This window comes from Fontibacillus forbon, from assembly GCF_046559655.1.
Lineage (GTDB): Bacteria > Bacillota > Bacilli > Paenibacillales > Paenibacillaceae > Fontibacillus.
Genome location: NZ_JBKGFV010000010.1, coordinates 1 through 19,465, shown reverse-complemented (window position 1 = coordinate 19,465; position 19,465 = coordinate 1). Strand labels below are relative to the sequence as shown.

The 19,465-nt window shown below is 49.4% G+C and carries 16 protein-coding genes, 1 rRNA gene and 1 other RNA gene; 14 read left to right on the top strand and 4 right to left on the bottom strand.

Annotated features, from left to right (window positions below):
- Positions 1-100 precede the first annotated feature (100 nt).
- The 4 genes from ACLB09_RS24610 (at position 101) to ACLB09_RS24595 (ending at position 4,879) form a co-directional block, all read left to right on the top strand.
- Positions 101-1,108 carry a LacI family DNA-binding transcriptional regulator gene (locus ACLB09_RS24610; protein ID WP_410772471.1) on the top strand — a complete coding sequence of 336 codons (1,008 nt, stop codon included), beginning with the start codon at positions 101-103 and terminating at the stop codon, positions 1,106-1,108.
- A gap of 853 nt (positions 1,109-1,961) precedes the next feature.
- The gene (locus ACLB09_RS24605) at positions 1,962-3,635 is read left to right on the top strand and encodes a glycoside hydrolase family 13 protein (protein WP_410772470.1); all 1,674 of its coding nucleotides are present in this window, start codon (positions 1,962-1,964) and stop codon (positions 3,633-3,635) included.
- A gap of 119 nt (positions 3,636-3,754) precedes the next feature.
- The gene (gene secG / locus ACLB09_RS24600) at positions 3,755-3,988 is read left to right on the top strand and encodes a preprotein translocase subunit SecG (protein ID WP_410772469.1); all 234 of its coding nucleotides are present in this window, start codon (positions 3,755-3,757) and stop codon (positions 3,986-3,988) included.
- 333 nt (positions 3,989-4,321) lie between these two features.
- Positions 4,322-4,879: a GNAT family N-acetyltransferase gene (locus tag ACLB09_RS24595; protein WP_410772468.1), complete on the top strand. Its 558-nt coding sequence runs from the start codon at positions 4,322-4,324 to the stop codon at positions 4,877-4,879.
- 161 nt (positions 4,880-5,040) lie between these two features.
- Here the strand turns inward: ACLB09_RS24595 and ACLB09_RS24590 are convergent, their stop codons facing one another.
- On the bottom strand, positions 5,041-6,570 hold the full coding sequence (locus ACLB09_RS24590; protein ID WP_410772467.1) for a methyl-accepting chemotaxis protein: 1,530 nt from the start codon (positions 6,568-6,570) through the stop codon (positions 5,041-5,043).
- Between the two features lie 225 nt (positions 6,571-6,795).
- Between ACLB09_RS24590 and rnr the strand changes: the two genes are divergently transcribed.
- The gene (rnr, locus tag ACLB09_RS24585) at positions 6,796-9,489 is read left to right on the top strand and encodes a ribonuclease R (RefSeq protein ID WP_410772466.1); all 2,694 of its coding nucleotides are present in this window, start codon (positions 6,796-6,798) and stop codon (positions 9,487-9,489) included.
- 548 nt (positions 9,490-10,037) lie between these two features.
- Positions 10,038-10,733 (top strand): type A chloramphenicol O-acetyltransferase, encoded by a 696-nt coding sequence (catA, locus tag ACLB09_RS24580; RefSeq protein ID WP_410772516.1) that lies wholly within the window; start codon positions 10,038-10,040, stop codon positions 10,731-10,733.
- Positions 10,734-10,870: 137 nt separating this feature from the next.
- Here the strand turns inward: catA and ACLB09_RS24575 are convergent, their stop codons facing one another.
- The 3 genes from ACLB09_RS24575 to ACLB09_RS24565 form a co-directional block, all read right to left on the bottom strand.
- Positions 10,871-11,596 carry a hypothetical protein gene (locus ACLB09_RS24575; RefSeq protein WP_410772465.1) on the bottom strand — a complete coding sequence of 242 codons (726 nt, stop codon included), beginning with the start codon at positions 11,594-11,596 and terminating at the stop codon, positions 10,871-10,873.
- 48 nt (positions 11,597-11,644) lie between these two features.
- Positions 11,645-12,064 carry a helix-turn-helix domain-containing protein gene (locus tag ACLB09_RS24570; protein WP_410772515.1) on the bottom strand — a complete coding sequence of 140 codons (420 nt, stop codon included), beginning with the start codon at positions 12,062-12,064 and terminating at the stop codon, positions 11,645-11,647.
- A 384-nt stretch (positions 12,065-12,448) separates the two neighbouring features.
- Entirely contained in the window at positions 12,449-13,054 is a 606-nt protein-coding gene (locus ACLB09_RS24565; RefSeq protein WP_410772464.1) for a TetR/AcrR family transcriptional regulator, read from the bottom strand.
- Positions 13,055-13,204: 150 nt separating this feature from the next.
- Between ACLB09_RS24565 and ACLB09_RS24560 the strand changes: the two genes are divergently transcribed.
- The 8 genes from ACLB09_RS24560 to ACLB09_RS24525 form a co-directional block, all read left to right on the top strand.
- Complete coding sequence (locus ACLB09_RS24560; RefSeq protein ID WP_410772463.1) at positions 13,205-14,134, top strand: ABC transporter ATP-binding protein; 930 nt, start codon at positions 13,205-13,207, stop codon at positions 14,132-14,134.
- A complete protein-coding gene (locus tag ACLB09_RS24555) occupies positions 14,131-14,940 on the top strand; it encodes an ABC transporter permease subunit (protein WP_410772462.1) in 810 nt (269 codons plus the stop codon). The genes ACLB09_RS24560 and ACLB09_RS24555 overlap by 4 nt, the downstream gene beginning before the upstream one ends.
- A 107-nt stretch (positions 14,941-15,047) precedes the next feature.
- Entirely contained in the window at positions 15,048-15,527 is a 480-nt protein-coding gene (smpB, locus tag ACLB09_RS24550) for an SsrA-binding protein SmpB (RefSeq protein WP_410772461.1), read from the top strand.
- Between the two features lie 369 nt (positions 15,528-15,896).
- Positions 15,897-16,260: a transfer-messenger RNA gene (gene ssrA / locus ACLB09_RS24545) on the top strand.
- A 387-nt stretch (positions 16,261-16,647) separates the two neighbouring features.
- Positions 16,648-16,977, top strand: coding sequence for a CPBP family intramembrane glutamic endopeptidase (locus ACLB09_RS24540; protein WP_410772460.1), 330 nt, complete (start codon positions 16,648-16,650; stop codon positions 16,975-16,977).
- Between the two features lie 170 nt (positions 16,978-17,147).
- Positions 17,148-17,564 carry an HNH endonuclease gene (locus ACLB09_RS24535; RefSeq protein ID WP_410772459.1) on the top strand — a complete coding sequence of 139 codons (417 nt, stop codon included), beginning with the start codon at positions 17,148-17,150 and terminating at the stop codon, positions 17,562-17,564.
- Positions 17,565-18,203: 639 nt separating this feature from the next.
- On the top strand, positions 18,204-18,797 hold the full coding sequence (locus ACLB09_RS24530; RefSeq protein ID WP_410772458.1) for an NADPH-dependent FMN reductase: 594 nt from the start codon (positions 18,204-18,206) through the stop codon (positions 18,795-18,797).
- Between the two features lie 562 nt (positions 18,798-19,359).
- Positions 19,360-19,465 (top strand): 16S ribosomal RNA (locus ACLB09_RS24525); the annotation flags it as partial.

Here is a 19,465-nt window from a genome sequence, read left to right as displayed (position 1 = left end):
CAGAATGGGTTAATTATAGTAAACTCATTGTTAGTAAACGTTTACGTCGTGTTTAAATCAAAGTAGATATGATGAAGCATGAATTGGAGAAGGTATGTCGATGAGCTCAACAATTAAGGACGTGGCCAAGCACGTCGGCGTGTCGGTGGCGACGGTATCCCGTGTTCTGAATAACCTGCCGGGTTATTCGGAGGAAACGAAGCGCAAAGTGGAACAGGCGGTAGAAGAGTTGGGATACCAGCCGAATGCTATCGCTCGGGGTCTTGTCAATAAGCGAACAGAGACCCTTGGTGTACTGTTCCCTAGCGTGTCCAGTTCGTTTTCGTCCGAGATTCTGCACGGTATCGAGGACGTAGCGCATGAGCATAACTACAGCGTGGTCGTATGTAACACGGCGGAGGACGGCAAACGGACGATGAAATACTTGCAGGTGCTGCGGGAGAAACGGGTGGACGGGATTATTTTTTCCAGCGGCGTCTTGGAGCCGGAATACTATGAAGCCGTTCGGGCTATGGATGTGCCCCTGGTGCTCGTGGCGACGCAGTCGGGGTTTGACGGAGTTCCTTACGTCAAAGTCGATGATCGGAAGGCGGCGTATGATGCCGCCTGTTATCTGATCTCCCGGGGGCACCGGGAGATCGCTATGATCGGCGGCAGCGAAAGCGACCTGATCGCGGGCCGGCCGCGGTATGAGGGCTTCCGTCAGGCGCTGCAGGATCATGGCATCCCGGTCCGGGAGGACAGGGTGCTGGACGGCAGCTTTACGTTCGAAGGCGGATGCCTTGCCGCGGAGCGGCTGCTTACGGACGCGCCCGAGGTGACGGCGGTGTTTGCCGCAGGGGACGAGATGGCGATCGCCGTCATCTCTATGGCGGCTAAGCTGGGCATAGCCGTGCCGGGGCGGTTGTCGGTCATCGGTTACGATAACCTGAAGCTGGCGGAGATGAGCAATCCGCCGCTTACGACGGTGGCCCAGCCGCTTCAGGAGATGGGCCGGCTGGCGTCGGAGAAACTGATCGCGATGCTGGGTACCGGGGAGACGGCGGTCAGCGAAGTCGTTTCGCACCGGGTGATTGAGCGGCAGACGGTGAATCAGCACTCGCTTTAACATAGGGGCGGCATGAAGCGGAAGCATGAGGCCCGCAGCATGAGGCCAGCAGCATGAAGTGGCAGCACGAAGCTGCAGCCTGCCGCTTCAACTTGTTCTCTCGCTCGCCCACTCAAATAGCGGCCATATAGGGCCTTATTTGGTCGATGCAAGATGAAAAGGGAGAAATAAGGGCGTTATGGGGTCTTATTTTATGGAAATATCCCCAATTGGGGTGATTCAGCTGTATTTTCCTATAATAGCGTCCTTAAAAGACCCTATTTTCGCCGTTAAGCGCAAAAAGGATGAAATAAAGACCAAAAAGACCCCTAATGGGTAAGTATCTGCAAAAAGAATATTGGTGGCCGCACCCAGGCTTCTCGAATAAACAGTTAGCTTGTGGCGCATCAGGGTTCACGAAAAAGGTAAATAGTTGAATAAGGATGTAAGTGTAAGTGTAAGTGTAAGTGTAAGTGTAAGTGTAAGTGTAAGTGTAAGTGTAAGTGTAAGTGTAAGTGTAAGTGTAAGTGTAAGTGTAAGTGTAAGTGTTGCGTAAACGTTTACGTTAAAATGGGAGCTTACCATACCAATAAAAATGGTCTGCAAAAGGGTAATAATAAGGAACATAAAGGCCAATTGAGCAGTCTTGATTCAGAATAAATTCAGGTCGCAGATCAACCCATACAGGTAAGTCAACGAATTACAGAATCAGGCCAACCAATGTCAACCAGACCAATCTATACAGATCAACCAATGCAGATCAACCAATACAGATCAACCAATACAGATCAACCAATACAGACCAACCAATACAGGCCAAACCAGCCAATACAGGTTACGAAACTCAAGCAAACAATATTAAGGAGGAGCCAATATGGATAAAAAGTGGTGGAAAGAGAGTGTTGTGTATCAAATTTATCCGCGCAGTTTTATGGATAGCAACGGAGATGGGATCGGGGATCTGCAGGGGATCATCTCGAAGCTGGATTACCTGAAAACGCTAGGCGTGGACGTGGTATGGCTGTGTCCGGTATATGAGTCGCCGAATGACGATAACGGGTACGACATCAGTAACTACAGGGGGATCATGCACGAGTTCGGGACGATGGCGGACTGGGAGGAACTGCTTGCCGGATTGCATGAGCGGGGCATGAAACTGATCATGGACCTGGTTGTCAACCATAGCTCCGACGAGCATGCCTGGTTTATCGAGTCCCGTAAATCGAAGGATAATGAGTACCGCGATTATTATATTTGGCGCCCGGGCAAAGACGACAAGGAACCGAACGACTGGGGTTCTTTCTTTAGCGGACCGGCCTGGAAATACGATGAGCAAACGGACGAATACTATCTCCATCTCTTCTCCACGAAGCAGCCGGATTTGAACTGGGAGAATCCGAAGGTACGCCAAGAGGTGTACGATATGATGACCTGGTGGCTCGACAAAGGTATCGACGGATTCCGGATGGACGTCATCAACGTTATTTCCAAGGAGCCGGGATTGCCGGACAGTTCGGACGGATCGGGCAGCGGCGAGCATTACATCAACGGTCCGCGCGTACATGAGTTTTTGCAGGAAATGAACCGGGAAGTGTTGTCCAAATACGACATCATGACGGTCGGGGAGACGGTCGACGTGTCCCCGGAGGATGCGGTGCTGTTCGCTGGAAGCGACGGGAACGAACTGAACATGGTGTTCCAGTTCGAGCTGATGGGCATCGACTCGGGGCCGACCGGCAAGTGGGAAGTGGCGCCGTGGAAGCTGACGAAATTCAAGGAGATCGTGAGCAAATGGCAGATCAAGCTGCAGGGCAAAGCCTGGAACAGCATCTATTTGAACAATCATGATCAGCCCCGCCTGCTGTCGAGATTCGGCCATGACCGGGAGCATCACAATGTATCGGCCAAAATGTTGGGCACGCTGCTGCACACGCTCCAAGGCACGCCGTATATCTATCAAGGCGAAGAGATCGGCATGACCAACGTCCGCTTCGAAATGATCGAAGAGTACAAGGACATCGAGACGCTGAACATGTACAAAGATTACCTGAGCAAAGGACATGACGCGGCCGAAATTATGGAATCGATTTATGCGAAGGGCCGGGATAATGCCAGAACACCTATGCAGTGGAATGGGGAAGCTCAGGCCGGATTCACTACCGGGACACCTTGGCTCGCCGTTAATCCAAACTACAAAGAGATCAATGCGGAAAAAGCGCTAAAGGATCCTAACTCCGTTTTCCATTATTATAAGAAGCTGATCGAGTTGCGCAAAAAACATGACATCATCGTTTACGGCGACTACGGTATTATTAATGAGGATAACGAACAGATCTATGCCTATACGCGTACCTTGGGCGATGAGCAGCTGCTGGTCATTCTCAACTTCTATAAACGGCCGGCCGAATTCAAGCTGGATGAACAAATTCATTTCCAAAACAAGGAACTGTTGATCGCCAATTACGACGTTCCTGTCGAGGAGGACTTCCACCAAATCTCGCTGCAGCCTTATGAAGCGCGGGTTTATAAACTTCAAGGCGTGAAATAAGGATAACGGTTGTTATTCATGTTTTGAAATGGTATAATGATAATGCTGTTTTTGTATTGTTAATGATTATGCATGACGAAAATAGATTTCGAAGTGTTCACACTTAGGAGGTGGATTGGATGAATATCTTTTTAGAAGTGTTGCTCATTATTTTCTCCATCGGTCTGATTGCGGTCGTTCTGCTGCAAAAAGGGAAGAGCGCAGGTCTTTCCGGTGCCATCTCCGGGGGTGCTGAACATCTCTTCGGCAAGTCGAAAGCGCGCGGCATGGAACTCGTTTTGGAACGGGTAACGGTAGGATTGGCAGCCGGTTTCTTTATCCTGGCGATCGTAGTCGCTGTCGTACAAGGTTAGATTGAATTGAATTCTAAATCAAAGAGCCTTCGTTTCCATTCGGAAACGGGGGCTTTTTTTATGGAAAAAACGCAGATGGCGAAAAAGGCAGGGAGAAGAAGGAAAAGAAGGAAAAGAAGGAAAAGAAGGAAAAGAAGGAAAAGAAGGAAAAGAAGGAGTAGACAGAAAACCCAGAGTATTGACGGTTTCTAGGAATAAATTTGAAAATTTGCGCAATAGTGATGCAATCTATTGTCTCTTCCCGGTTAAAATATTACAATTTTGGTATATAAAAAGACTCCCAGTGAATTCCTTACCGAAATTTGCTGAAAGAGAGAGAAGAGGAGACCCCAAATGTACAAGCTGGTGGAGACGTTTGAAGAAGAGATGATTTTTAACGGAATTTGGACGGAGGCCTGGTTGGAGCAGGGGTTTGAACTGGAATTTGCCGAGGAGGTTCTCGGCCGGTGCCTGGTCTATAATGAAGAGAATGCGCCGGTGGCCACGGTGGAAATGAAGCCTTACTCTCCGGAAATGGACGGCCTGAACCGGCTTGCGCCATTTAAAGAACATCCCGCAATCCTGGCACATCCCGAAAGTATTGCGGAGGTGGACAAAGTAGCGCTGCACAAGGATCACCGGGGGAAAAATCTGGACCGACTGCTAGCGACGATCGTCCTGTATGCGGAAGAGAACGGGATCATCAATTATGTGACCCTGCTCGAGCCGCTTCTGTTCCGGGCTTTGAAAATATCTTTCCATGTGCCGATGTCGAGAGTCGGGGAGCGAATATTTTACAAAGGGGCCGATGTCATCCCGACAATCATCCATGCAGCCCAGTTTTACGAGAACAAAGAGAATTATGAGTGGTTCATGAAAACGGTCAGCGGACAACATCTGCCGGTATTGTAGTTCAACGTCTTATGATAGTTTTATAGAAGTTTGTAATACATACATAGGTAGTAAAAAAGGAATTTGAAGAAAGCGATGAGCAAGTTAGAAACAGGAACGGGGTGTCCCCAAGCCGATTGGCGTGGGGGCACCCCGCTTCTGTTTATCAATACAATCCGGACTCAGTTTGCGGTTTGTTTCTGCGGTTCCTGGTGGCCCGGCTTTGACGGTTCGTCTCCTTGCGCTGCAGATTTGGAGAGCGTCAGAATCAGATTATCCAAGTCCTCGTAATGCTGAATGATTTCGTGGATCTTGCCGTCCTGGGCCTCGATTCCCGCTAAAATTTCCTCGGTTGCGCTCATATTGTGCTCGGTACCCTCGGCGACCGACTGGATCTCCGACATAATTCTGGCGTAATTCTCCTGCATTTGTTTGACGGATCCATCTACGCGGTCGGATTGCTTGCTGACGGACTGGGCGTTGTCTCCCACTTTTCCCATAAAGCTTTGAACTTCTCTGGCTTCTTCCTTGCCGATGTCAATGGCTTCATGGCCAAGGGAGATTTGCTCGGCGACATCGTTGATCTTGCCGATCACGTCGGCAAGAATCGTATTGATGAGATCGGTCGAATGCTGTGAATTTTCGGCCAGCTTGCGGATTTCTGCGGAGACCACGGCAAAGCCTTTTCCGTGTTCGCCCGCATGAGCCGCTTCGATCGCCGCATTCATGGCCAGCAGATTCGTCTGTTTGGAGATGCCCTGGATCGTATCGACGATTTGGCTGATTTGCTGGTTCTGGTCTTTAAGATGCGTCATTTGAACGACCGTAGCCGTAATGACCGACTGCAAATTATTAATTTGATCGGATAGCGAGGTCATCCGGTTCCCGACTTCTTCGGTGTTCATAAGCATCTCGCGGGAAAGCTGCTGCAGTTCGGAAGAACTGTCGGCGGTTTCCTCCACGATTTCACCGACTGTGTGCACCGATTTGGCGGTCTCTTGAAGACCCAGGGTTTGCCGCTCGATCGTGGAGGAGACGCTGCCAAAGGTTGTCGTGATTTCTTTAGAGATCGTTCCGGTGACGTTCACATTGTCCCGCAGCTGAGTGCTGAGACGGTTCAACACTTCCAGCGAAGCCTGCAGGCTGGTGAGAATTTCGTCTCCCCGTTTCTTCGCGGTTTCCGTATCCCGCTGCTTGTCCAGCACGGTTTTTTGTAGCTTCTCGCTGAACCGGGCGGCAAAAGCCAGCGCCACCGTCGCAAAGATGAGGAAGAGTAGCAAGTAGCTTAGCGGCTCCCGGACAAACATTTTGTCGTGATAGAACGGCGTGTAATAAAAGTATGTAGTGATGATCAGGCCAAGCACGCCCGCGAAGGCGATCGGTTTATAGTTGGAATAAAGCGTCATTAAGGCGATATTCACATAGACGAGCAGATATGTACCGATCAGCGGTTCGGGATCCTGATAAATCAGCAAAAAGGTAAGTATTGAAGCGATGGTCGGAATGACGAACATGACGTAGCGGGTACCTTTGTTAAAGTAGGTCATGTACGTGGCGATGGAACAGCAGACCCCGCCGACCACGATCAGGGTCACCAGCATGGAGGTTTCGACACCGATCATCAGATCCGTCGCCACGCCAAGTGCGACCATGATCCATATGATTTTGACAAACAATTTGTTGCGCCGTTGAAGAATGCTTAGATTGTCCATATTGACTCCTTTACTAATTAATGGATACCTTATCCTATCATTTTTTCGGCATTTTGCGGTGGGAAATTTAGGGGGTTCAAAAAGGAACTCCTTCCGAAAAAGTCGGTAAACGGATGCCGGAGGTTGATTTCGTGTATACTAGGGTATATACATGAAGGGTATTCATGGAAATTTTAACGTACACAAAATAATTTATGCCGGCGGACAGGCCGGCCGAGGTGAGACATGATAACAGAAACAGAGCTGCTCGCATTTATGCGGGAGACGGCGTATAAACCAATGACATACCAGGAGCTGGAAGAGCATTTTCAAATTACGGATGCTGCCGAGTTCAAGGAGTTCCTGAAGCTGCTGAACCAACTGGAGCAGGCGGGCAAGATTCTGTTGACGCGGAGCAACCGTTACGGAGTACCTGAACGGATGGATCTGGTACGGGGGCGTTTGCAGGCACATGCCAAGGGCTTTGCCTTCCTTATTCCCGATGACCGGGAGCATCCGGATGTATATGTTCACGCGAACGACCTGAAAAGCGCGATGAACGGCGATATCGTGCTGGTGCGAGTAAGCTCGAAAAGCGCCGGAGGCGGCAAGCTGGAAGGCGAGGTCGTGCGGATCGTCAACCGGGCGATTACCCAAGTGGTCGGCGTGTTTCAGCATAACGAAACCTATGGATTCGTCATTCCGGACGATAAGCGGATCAACAGGGATATTTTCGTGGCGCAGGAGAACTTTGGCGGTGCGGTAAACGGGGAAAAGGTCGTGGCCCGCATCGTCAATTACCCGGAAGGGCGGTCGGCGGCGGAGGGAGCCGTCATCGAGATTCTCGGGCATAAGGATGACCCGGGGGTCGATATTTTGTCGATCATCCGCAAGCACCAGTTGCCGGAGGCGTTCCCCGACGAAGTCATGGCGGAAGCGCAGGAAGCGCCGGACGTCATTGCCGAGGAGGAGATCGCCAAGCAGGGCCGGCGTGATCTCCGGAACAAGGTGATCGTGACGATCGACGGCGAAGATGCGAAGGACCTCGACGACGCCGTCAATGTGGAGCGGCTGCCGAACGGCCATATCCAGCTCGGCGTGCACATCGCGGACGTAGGTTACTATGTGCGCGAGGGCTCGAAGCTGGATCAGGAGGCCTATAACCGAGGCTGCAGCGTTTATCTCGTCGACCGGGTCATTCCGATGCTGCCGCACCGGCTGTCCAACGGCATATGCTCGCTCAACCCGAAGGTCGACCGCTTTACGTTGTCTTGCGAGATGGAGTTCGACGAGCAGATGAAGGTCGTAAAGCACGATGTTTTCACAAGCGTAATCCGGACGACGGAACGCATGACATATACGAACGTGCGCAAAATATTGCAGCAGGAAGACCCGGAGGTGACGGAACGCTACAGCCATCTGGTGGATACGTTCGAACTGATGCGCGAGCTCGCGCTGAAGTTGCGGGGCAACCGGATGCGGCGCGGGGCGGTCGATTTCGATTTCGAGGAATCGATGGTCATCGTCGACGAGAACGGCAAGGCAGTCGATATCGTCAAGCGGGAGCGCTCCATTGCGGAGCAGATCATCGAGGAATTCATGCTGGCGGCGAACGAGACGGTGGCGGAGCATTTCCACTGGCTCAAGGTGCCGTTCATTTACCGGATTCATGAAGATCCCGATCAGGAAAAATTAATGAACTTTATGGCCTTCGTGGCCAATTTCGGGTATGCCGTTAAGGGCGGAAAAGGCAACAAGGTCCACCCGCGCGCGCTGCAGACGCTGCTGGAGGATATCCAGGGCACGAAGGAGCAGACGGTCATCAGCACGATGATGCTGCGGTCGATGAAACAGGCGAAGTATGATGCCGAGAGCACCGGTCATTTCGGGTTGGCGGCGGAGTTCTACACGCACTTCACTTCCCCGATCCGCCGCTACCCGGATTTGGTGATCCACCGGATCATCCGCGAGGTGATCGAGCATGGCGGGGCCCTGCCGGAAGCGCGGCAGGAGTATTTGGCCAGCCGCATGCAGGAGATTGCGCAGCAATCGTCCGAGCGGGAGCGGGTCGCCGTGGACGCGGAACGGGATACGGAACAACTGAAGAAAGCGGAGTTCATGCTGGATAAGGTCGGGGAGGAATTCCCCGGCATCATCAGCAGCGTAACGAGCTTCGGTATGTTCATCGAGTTGGAGAACACGGTCGAAGGGCTCATCCGTCTCAGTGCGATGACGGATGATTACTACCACTTCCATGAGCAGCATATGGCGCTGATCGGCGAGCGAACGTCGAAAATTTACCGCATCGGCGATGAGGTAAAGATCCGCGTAGCCCGCGTGAACATGGATGACCATACGATCGACTTCGAGATGGTCGACATGAAGCCGCGCCGCCGCGAGGATGGGAACGGCGGAAACGGCGGCGGGTTTAACGGCGCTGCGGGCGCCGGGCGCGGTGGCAAGCGCGGCGGTAGCGGCAAAGGCGGCGGCAAAGGTGGCGCCGGCAAGGCGGGCTGGGGCGGCAAAGCCGGTAAGGGCGGCGCCGCAGGCGGTGCGGCATCGGGCCGTGGCGGCGCCGGCACAGGCGCCGGGAAAGGCGAAGCCGCCTCAGGGGGCCGCGGCAAGCGCGGCGGCCGCAGAAGCGACACGGCCTCGGGGGGCGGCAGCTCCGCACCGGCCGTGAGCTTCGGCTTTGGCTCCGGCAAGGGCGGCTACGCGCCCGGGCCGGCGGCCCTCAGCCGCGACTCCGGAAGCTATCGCTCCGGAGAAGGCGGCGGGTCCGGCTCGCGTCGGAAGAAGACGTCCGCGAGCGGGATTTTCACCGGCGGCGGAAGCGGCGCCGAGGAGAGCACCGCAGCGTCCCCGCGCAAGAAGCGGGGCGGCGGCAAGAGCAAGGGCGGAAACGGCACGGCTGCGTTCGTGCGCAAAAAGAAAAAATAGCCGAGTCATCAGCAAGTTAGTTGAGCCGGGTACCGCTTCGGGTGGTCCCGGCTTTTTCGCTTATCAGTAATTTTCATGTTGGCGTCACCTTAGTTCTAATTTGTCCTCTTCGGGTGGATTTTTCGCAATAAATGTCTTTCAAAAGGTGGACACTCTCCTGCGAAAGAGATACTGATTTCTCATCCATAAATCATCTATATATAGTATGATTAGATGTATTGGGGCACTTAATATTGATTTTGGCCATACGCAAGGAAAAAGACCTTCATGTCCACTTTTAGACGGACATTTTTGTGTTTTGTCCTCTTGAGGAGTACAGAAAACCACCAAATACTCAAAAAAGGAATGGATGCGGCGATGGTTATGTCAGTGGATCAAGACCTCCTGAAACGGTAAACGGAAAATCATTTTAGGAGGTCGACAAGAAGATGGAGAAGATGGGAAAGATGGAGCAACCGGAGCAACAGATGGAACCGCTGGAGCCGAATGGGCAGAAGGAGTCCGTGAAGCCGGTGGAATTGACAGAGCCAATGGAGCAAAACCGATCTATGGAGCAGGCACGCTTTATTCCGATCCATTTGGAAACTTGGGCGAGAAAGCCTTATTATGAGCATTATTTGAATCGGGTCAGATGTACGTTCAGCATGACGGCTAATGTGGATATTACCCGGCTGCGGAATGAGGTAAAACACCGGGGGATCAAGTTATACCCGGCTTTGATTTATATGATATCGACGGTGGTGAATCGTCACCGGGAGTTGCGGACTTGCCTGGGTCCGGTGGGGCAGGGGCAATTGGGATTGGGATATTGGGAAACGATGTCGCCGGGTTATACGGTGTTTCATAAGGAGGATAAGACCTTCTCGAGTCTGTGGACGGCGTACAGCACGGATTTTTCGGAGTTTTACGGACGATATCTCGATGATCTGGAGCAGTTCGGAAATGCCCGAGGGCTCTTTCCTAAAACCAATGAGCCGCCGAACACGTTTCCGGTGTCTTCGATTCCTTGGGCCAGTTTTACGGGATTTAACTTGAACGTGTTTAATGAGGGGACGTTTATGCTGCCGATCTTTACGATGGGAAAATACTTCACGCAGGGAGAAGCCGCGATCACGATGCTTCCTGTGGCGGTACAGTTGCATCATGCGGTGTGCGACGGCTATCATGCCGGGGTGATGTTTGAGGAGTTGCAGCGGATGACGGATGATTGTAAAAATTGGCTGGCTAATTGGCCGAGACAATAAATAATCGAAATAAAAGTGGCAGTCCTGTGGTAATAGCATGGCTAAGTTCGTGTAAAGAGAAAAATAGCCGTAAGACATAAATAAGCCGGAGACCGTGATTGAACGGACTCCGGCTATTTCAAAAAGAAAAGAGATAATTACTCGCTCTTTTGAATCGTAGATACTGTTAGGAGAATAGCATTAGTTGTTCCACCACTGACATTTTCAAATGAGTACAGCGTTGTTGGAACCCCTCGCAAAGTGACGAAATCCCCGTCAAGAATATCTCCGGTAGAGTTCATATATTCTCCGACGATGGAGTTTTCATTTTCATCCATGATATGTATTTCGGCCACTGTCCCTATATCCGTTTCCTCTTCTTGAATCTGAACAACGTATCCGCTTATTTCTACCATTTTATCCAGATAGGGATTAATGTTTTTTATGATATGGCGTGTCGTCACGTTGGGATCGACTTCGGCTGCGGCAGCCTTTTTGGTCTCAGGGGTTACGGCAGGAAATAGTTCATGATGATCTACAATATAGTTGTATGTCTTTTCATCAATATCTTCACCATCAACATAATAAGAGATAATAGTGCGCATTGCCTCGGCAGTTTGTGTCTCTTCTGGGCTTGCTTCCTGTGCAGCTTGTTCTTCAGCCGCTGCAGCCTCAGCTTCTTTTTCCGCAGCTTCTTTCTCAGCCAATTCTTCTTTAAGTTTGTCCGCTTCAGCCTGTAACTGTTCAATCTCTTGTTGTTTGGCTGACTCATTGGATCCATTGGTTCCGGCTGCTTGACTGTTTGCGTTACCGCCATTATTTCCACAAGCGGCGAGAAGAACTGCCAGAATAATACCTAGGGCTGTTACATTAAATTTTTTCATAATAAAGACCCGTCTCTTCCTTTAATCCCCATCGGTTGAGGTATTTGCTCAGTCACCTTGTCCAATTGCGGACTTGCGCCCTTTTTCGCTCTCTTGCAGGACCCGAAATATCTTCCTCATTTCTTCTTTTCGTTCCTCTGAAGCGCTTAGATAGTCCTTAAAAAAGATGCCGTGTTCAGGGTTATTAATGAATGTTTTGAATTCGGCTTGTTCCTTTGAAGTCAAGTCAAGTTGATCCGTGGGTTGAGAACGATTTGTCCGTCCCAGAAGGTAATCGACGGATACATTCAAATAATCAGCAAGATTATTTAGAGTTTCCATCGGTGGCAGCTTCGTCCCGTTTTCGTAGGCAGTATATGTAGGGCGTGCAACCCCAATGAGCTCGGCTACATATTCTTGAGTCCACCTTGGATCTCCATGCTTAAGTTTCTCCCTCTCGGTTTTAAGCCGTTTTGCAAAAATCACCATTTTTTTCAAACACCATCTCTTTGTTAAGGATATGTTAATTATAATGTTCCTGAAAGAAACTTTAAAGAAATGTTCCTAAAAGACACAGATAATCATATTATTCGTCGTAATGGGCCTATTGTCGCGGTATAAAGTTACTAAAAGGAACGAATGTACTATTTTATTATGGGTATGGTAGAAAGAGTTGATGACTAGAAAGTCGACATAAATCGCGGAAAAGAAGCGAATGAGCTGATATTATCTGGAAATGTCATTTTATGAATCGATGTTCCTTTAAAGAACGATTTGAAAAAAAGAGTTTGAATAGTAACTATAAAAAACGGCAGTCCCGCAGAACATAGCGTTCATGTCCCTGGGCTGCCACTTTTTTATAAACATATGAAGTTAAGCCTTACCGCACACCCCATAGAAGAACATATGCACCATGCCCTCAAGGAACTTGTCCCGGTCGGGGGCTTGGGTGGCCATGTTGAGGATGGTTTGGTACTGGTTCATGTAGAGCTGGATGAAGGCCAGCACGTTCTCCACGGGCATGTCGGGGGCGATTTCGCCGCTGGCTTTACCTTCTTCGACGATGCGCGTCACCAGCGGGTTCGTATATTCCCGGTAGATTTTGTCGATATAAGCCGCCAGTTCGGGATCCTCTTCGACGAGTTCTTTAATGGCGGTGGGGGGGAGGTCGCTATAGGCTTCTTTTTCGAGAAAAATGATGTACTCGATCTTTTCCTTCAGCGTATGGTTGCCATCCATAAATTCGACGAATTCATGGATCGCCTTGTCGATGTAGCCGATGAATACGTCCCGCAGCAGGGCTTCCTTGCTCCCGAAATAGTTATAGATCGTGACTTGCGAAACTTTGGCCATCTTGGAGATATCGGCAATCCTAATGCGCTTCGGGTCCGATGTCCGCAGCATGTCCAACGTAGCCCGTCTGATTTTATCTTTGATTCGCTGGGCTCTTTTCTCAAAACCGTTCATTGTATCGTCCACTTTTACCTCCTGAGGTGAAATAATTTATGGAATTAACGAATAAATATATTTCATAAAATCATTGACGCGTGTATGCCTCAGGTATATTATAACATATGAAATAAGTTTATAAATACATTTCATTTCTTCATTTCTTGGAGGGAGAGCGGTATGTTAACCGTAGAACATTTAACGAAGACGTTTGCGGGCGGGAAAGGGATTTTCGATGTGTCATTTTCGGTGAAGCAGGGGGAGGTCTTCGGATTCCTGGGTCCGAACGGGGCGGGAAAGTCGACGACGATCCGCCACATTATGGGCTTCATGAAGCCGGACAAAGGCACGGTGACGATAAACGGACTGGACTCTTGGAAGGACCAGGGCAAGGTGCAATCGATGGTGGGGTATCTGCCGGGGGAGATTGCTTTTTTTGACGGGATGACGGGGAAATCGTTCCTCGATTTCATGGCCCAGTTGCAAGGGATCAGGGACCACGCGAAGCGGAGTCATTTGATCGATCTGCTGCAATTCGACGTCAATACGCCGATCCGCAAGATGTCGAAAGGCATGAAGCAGAAGGTGGGCATCGTTGCCGCGTTTATGCATGAGCCGCAGGTGATTATTTTGGATGAACCGACGTCCGGTCTCGATCCGTTGATGCAGAAGGTGTTCATTGAAATCGTTTTGGCGGAAAAAGCCCGCGGCACGACGTTCCTGATGTCCTCTCACAGTTTTCCGGAAATTGAGCGTACTTGCGACCGGGCGGCGATTATCAAGGAAGGCGTGATCATTACGGTAAAAAATATCCACGAGCTGCAATCGATGCAGCGGAAGCTGTTCGAGGTTACGTTTGAGCAGGAGGAGGATATGCGGGCATTCCTGAATTCCTCCGGTCTCCAGATAGAGCCGGTGTCGCTGGACGGCGTGGGCGGAGGCGATGGATCCGCCGGGTCCGGATTCCGGGTCCGGGTGGCGGTCCAGGGCAACTATGATCAGTTCGTGACGGAGACGGCCAAGTACCGGGTACGCAATATCGATATTTTTACGCAGAACCTGGAGGATATATTCATGAATTATTATGACCGGAAGGGGACAATGCAATGAATGCCATCCTTTTCAAACAAATGATGAAAGTGAATATGAAGACGTTTATGAATTACGCATTCGGGTCCGCATTTTATATTCTGCTGATGTTTTGGATCTACCCCAGTATCGGCAAAAATGTCACTGCCATCGACGCGCTGGTCGAAGCCATGCCGGAAGGGATCGGCAGAGCGTTCGGACTGAGCGGCTTCGGCACGGCGGAGGCTTTTATCTCGGGGGAATACTACGGGCTGATTCTTATCCTATTGCTTTCGATCGTATGCGTGCAATTGTCGACACAGTTGATGGCTAAACTGGTGGACCAAGGCTCCATGGCTTATTTGCTGTCCACCCCGACGACCCGGACAAAAGTGGCTTTAACGCAGGCGGTCGTGCTGGTTACGGGACTGTTCCTGATCATGGCGGTGACGACGCTCGCAGGCTTTGTGGGGAATGCGTGGTTCCTGGGCGGGGATTACGAGTTTAATACCTCCCGGTTCATTGAGATGAATGTGGCGGCGTTCCTGTTGTTTTTTGCGGTCGGCGGGATTTCGTTCCTGGTGTCTTCGCTTTCCAATGATGAAAAAAAGGCGCTCGGCATTTCCGGATTCATCACTTTCGGCTTTTTCAGCCTGGATCTGGTAGGCAAATTCAGCGATAAAATCGAGTGGATGCGGAGCTTATCGATCTTTTCCTTATATAAGCCGGCGGAGATTATTAACGGAACCGTCAATTTGGGCTTGAGTTTTACGGTACTTGCAGGGATCGGACTCGTCACGTTCGCGCTCGGCGTGTATCTGTTCGGGAAGCGGGATCTGCCCCTGTAACGGGGGCTTTTCTTGATTTTGCGCGGGAGAGTTGATACAATTAATGTCTGGTGCATAAGGCCTGAGATGGCTTTTGCGGCTATAAGCTTGGGATGAGGAGGATGAACATGGCGAAGAAAAATGACGGCAAAGTGCTGGCCCAGAATAAAAAAGCTTCCCATGACTATTTCATCGAGGATACTTTCGAGGCGGGCATGGTGCTCACCGGCACCGAGATCAAATCGATCCGGAACGCCCGGGTGAATATCGGGGACGCTTTTGCGACGATCCGGAATGGAGAAATCCACATCCACAACATGCATATCAGCCCGTTCGAGCAGGGCAACCGGTTCAATCCGCTGGATCCGACCCGGACGCGCAAGCTGCTGATGCACAAGGCCCAGATCAATAAACTGCTAGGCTTGTCCAAGCAGGAAGGTTATTCCATTGTGCCGCTGAAAATCTACATCAAGAACGGCTACGCGAAGCTGCTCATCGGCCTCGGCAAAGGGAAAAAGCAGTACGACAAACGCGACGCCGCCGCCAAACGCGACGCCCAGCGCGACATCCAGCGCGTGCTGCGGGAGAAGCAGAAGGTGGCGCGGTAAGAGTCTGTAAGGTAAGAAGGTGCGGGTACGTTAGTACCGAGTTTAGACAGAAAAGCTGGTGGTGGCCGAGTAACATTCCGCCGACCCCTGCAACAAGGTTCAGTCTAGAGCATGCCGGTAATTTCCGCCAAGTGTTCTTTTGCCAAGCTTACCAGCAAGTTATGAAGCAACTTTCTATACAATATGATATACTAAGTGATGTAAGCAGCGTAATGCTGTTTATATAGAAGTAGTAAGCATGACACAGTTATGCAGCGAGACAGCTTCGTTAAAGCTGCAGAATTGAGGCAAGCAAGTTTGTATTAGCTCCTTTGCTTGATGCTGACCGACCGATTGTCCGGACGGCTGACCGCAGGCACCTTTTAATGCGGGGGCGTTTTTGGATTCGACGGGGGTAGATCGAGCATGGGTAGCGGGTAGTGGGGACGCGTCCGCTTTATCAACGCTAAAGCCTATTAAACGGCAAACAAAACAACAACTTAGCTTTCGCAGCTTAATAACCTGTGAGCTAGCTCTACCTCTGCATCGCCCATGTGCCGAGACTAGGGCCCAACTTTAGTGGGATACGCCGATCGGTCTCCGCCTGGGGTCGACGGAAGAAGACAATCAGGCTGACCTGAAGGGAATCCGGTGACAGGGAGTCTCTAGGGTGACATCAAAACTGTCACTACACCCGTAGAAGCCTATGTGGCGTTGCCTTCGGACAGGGGTTCGACTCCCCTCGCCTCCACTTAAATACTGAAAAAGTTTATTTCTGTGTTTAAGTGGGCGGCAAGGAAATTGGATCTCTCCACATAAAGAAGAGCACCCTTCAAGTTGAGGGTGCTCTTCTTTATAAAGTTAGGATCTCGACTATTCTCCAAGTTCTCATTGACGATGGACATATTTTACGGAACATTGATTGGATTAACTGTTTTTGTGTTTCTTCCTCTAGGAGGCCCCAGTTTTCCGGATACCCAACAAGAAATTGATGATTACACCAAATTTATGAACCATGTAAATAATGATACTCTCATGGATCAGATGAAGCATCTAAATGATAATATTCTTCAAGTAATGGAAATGGCGGAACTCAGATCGTAGGCATACCACAGTTATCCGGATCGCCATTGCTGAAAGTATGCTTATGACATTCTATATCGCATTTACTGAGGAAGTTATTTTTCGGGGATTCGTGTTCTCGAATTTATTACGCAAATCTTCAACAGCACCAGCCGTAATTGGATCTATGATCCTTTTCATTTTATTCCATCTGCCCAAATGGGAGTCGCTAATGACATCACCGTACTTATTTCACCTTGCAGCCTCTGGAATGGTTTTCACACTTATAAATATTAAATCGAAGACGCTATGGCATAGTATCGGTCTTCACTGGGGCTGGAACATGGGGGCATTTGCTTTCATCGAGTACAAGGATACCGTTGTGTGGACCAACAGTACTCATCATTAGGGTGGTCCGATTTAGCTGGATGGGTTTCCGTATTTATCAATTTGATACTTATCTATCTGGTATTTAGACTATATAGAACCCCCCGTACATTACCCTTCACCTACATAACCACGAACTATAGTTGACTGCAAGATGTGGTTATGATTTTCAAAATTTAGGGGTGATAGACCATGATTACCGTACTCAACCTGAATGGCCAGGAATTAACTCCATGTCAGCTTCACCGTGCTGAGCGGGAAGTGAGCCGTGCCCGAGCAGTCTGGATTGATGGGCAGACGATCCGATTACTTTACGACCCTTTCCTATTCCCGGCCTATAGAAAGGCCGCATTACAAAGAGACCATCACATGTGTTTGTGGTGTGGCAGCCATGCAACGACAGTAGACCATATCATCCCGGCAAGCAAAGGCGGGTCTGATCTACCTCACAACTTACTTGCTTCATGCAGCGAATGCAACTCGAAACGCGGCAACCGTTCTGCGTTTAGTTATATGAGAGAAAAGAAGGAATCTATACCGAGTCTGATAAAGATAGGTTATCGCATTATGAGGGCTTTTCTCAAAAAAGAAACCCGCCATCGATTGTGATGGTAGGTTTTGTGTACACAGGTCGGTATTCAAACGATATCTGAGCAAATGACGGCCTTTAACATACGGCGATGGAGATCAAAAAGGGAATTGCTGAAATCAACGCGGCTATAACACAACCGATGGATCTAGTAAGGAAATTAAGGGCTCAGCGGAAAACATCGGTGAGGCTTCGGAAGGTAAAGGTATGGCCTCGGTAAGTTCGGCAAACCTCTGCTGCGTTGGAACAACTGTCAGCTACGGTGTCCATGCTATTGGATCAAAATGAAAACATGCAGCAACGCATTCGGGAAAAAGAACGATCACTTAATCAGTTAATGAATGCTTTTTAATTAAGAGAGACCGAGTTGTTTAGTCGTAGGTGTAAGTTCGCTCCATAAAATAAAAGAACACCATCATGTCGATGGTGTTCTTTTCATACATTTGTAAATAAAAGGAGATCGATTTCATCTTTCTTATGCCCAAGAATAAAATCCATTTTTTCCAGATTCAAAAATAAATTTGCAATTGTTACTGTTACTGTATTGACTATTGGAGACTTATATAATAATATTACTTACATAAAGTAACTAGATATATATAAGTTATAAATTATATTATAGTTAGTTATATATCGTGACAGCAAAGAGGTGCGGGATCATGGGATTGTTTGAAAAATGGTTTGGAAAAAATACCAGGGAGGTTAACACAATGACAAAGCTGAATATCGGGATTATTTTGGGAAGCACGCGTGAAGGTCGCGTAAGTCCGCAGGTAGGAGATTGGGTTAAAGAAATTGCAGACAAACGCGGGGACGCAAATTATGAGATTGTGGATATTGCCGATTACAAATTGCCGTTCTTGGGTACCACCGACGGCACAGAACCAGGGATTGCGGCTTGGAATCAAAAGCTTGCCAGCTTGGATGGCTTCGTATTCATCGTGCAAGAGTACAATCACAGCATTACAGGCGCATTGAAGAACGCGCTCGACTTTGCCCGTGAAGCATGGAACAATAAAGCTGCGGGAATCGTGAGTTATGGATCGACCGGCGGTGCTCGCGCAGCCGAACACCTGCGGGGGATCATGGGCGAGTTAATGATTGCGGATGTACGCGTACATCCGACGCTTTCCTTATTTACGGATTTCGAGAACGGTACGGTTTTCAAACCGAATGAGCTGCACCTTACTAACGTCAATGCTATGCTCGACCAAGTGAATGCTTGGAGCGGTGCTCTGAAAACATTAAGATAAAGAATTTTTCCAAGCTGGCCTACCTAATAATTTGGAGCAGGGTTACCAGTGGAAATTCAAATGGGACAAAGGATGATTGTAGCTTTGCTCAGCACGGCTCGCCTCCATGACGAAAACCCGCTTAGTGAGCGGGTTTTCGTCATTTATAAGTTGCATTGTAGACAAAAGTCTACAATGAATTAGGAAACTGGCCAGAATAAACCGATAAATTCAATTCAAATGGATAATTGATTGTCATATCCAGGCTGGAAAAATTTACAACTTGAGGCGATTCTTCAAATGGGTTATATTATTAGTCCGGCCACTTAAACAAGATGTTTTGCCGGTCAACTAAAAGCCAAAACGGTTTAAAAAAAGTTCTTGCTAAATTAGTTGAAAGATGATATATTATAAGAGTTGCCGCTGAAACAACGGTAACAATGAAGAAACGAAGTTGATCTTTGAAAACTGAACAACGAGTGAGTATTAATAGAGAATTAATTTTCTCGTCAGTTTCAAAATGAGCAAGTCAAACACTTTGATGGAAAGCCACTCGCCTTCGGGAGAGTAGATCCTTCCATCTTTATTGGAGAGTTTGATCCTGGCTCAGGACGAACGCTGGCGGCGTGCCTAATACATGCAAGTCGAGCGGACTAATGGATTCCTTCGGGAATCCGTTGGTTAGCGGC

Coding starts and splice junctions, on each gene's coding strand:
- ACLB09_RS24610 (WP_410772471.1), top strand. CDS start 101: ATGAGCTCAACAATTAAGGACGTGGCCAAGCACGTCGGCGTGTCGGTG.
- ACLB09_RS24605 (WP_410772470.1), top strand. CDS start 1,962: ATGGATAAAAAGTGGTGGAAAGAGAGTGTTGTGTATCAAATTTATCCG.
- secG (WP_410772469.1), top strand. CDS start 3,755: ATGAATATCTTTTTAGAAGTGTTGCTCATTATTTTCTCCATCGGTCTG.
- ACLB09_RS24595 (WP_410772468.1), top strand. CDS start 4,322: ATGTACAAGCTGGTGGAGACGTTTGAAGAAGAGATGATTTTTAACGGA.
- ACLB09_RS24590 (WP_410772467.1), bottom strand. CDS start 6,570: ATGGACAATCTAAGCATTCTTCAACGGCGCAACAAATTGTTTGTCAAA.
- rnr (WP_410772466.1), top strand. CDS start 6,796: ATGATAACAGAAACAGAGCTGCTCGCATTTATGCGGGAGACGGCGTAT.
- catA (WP_410772516.1), top strand. CDS start 10,038: ATGGAGCAGGCACGCTTTATTCCGATCCATTTGGAAACTTGGGCGAGA.
- ACLB09_RS24575 (WP_410772465.1), bottom strand. CDS start 11,596: ATGAAAAAATTTAATGTAACAGCCCTAGGTATTATTCTGGCAGTTCTT.
- ACLB09_RS24570 (WP_410772515.1), bottom strand. CDS start 12,064: ATGGTGATTTTTGCAAAACGGCTTAAAACCGAGAGGGAGAAACTTAAG.
- ACLB09_RS24560 (WP_410772463.1), top strand. CDS start 13,205: ATGTTAACCGTAGAACATTTAACGAAGACGTTTGCGGGCGGGAAAGGG.
- ACLB09_RS24555 (WP_410772462.1), top strand. CDS start 14,131: ATGAATGCCATCCTTTTCAAACAAATGATGAAAGTGAATATGAAGACG.
- smpB (WP_410772461.1), top strand. CDS start 15,048: ATGGCGAAGAAAAATGACGGCAAAGTGCTGGCCCAGAATAAAAAAGCT.
- ACLB09_RS24540 (WP_410772460.1), top strand. CDS start 16,648: ATGCTTATGACATTCTATATCGCATTTACTGAGGAAGTTATTTTTCGG.
- ACLB09_RS24535 (WP_410772459.1), top strand. CDS start 17,148: ATGATTACCGTACTCAACCTGAATGGCCAGGAATTAACTCCATGTCAG.
- ACLB09_RS24530 (WP_410772458.1), top strand. CDS start 18,204: ATGGGATTGTTTGAAAAATGGTTTGGAAAAAATACCAGGGAGGTTAAC.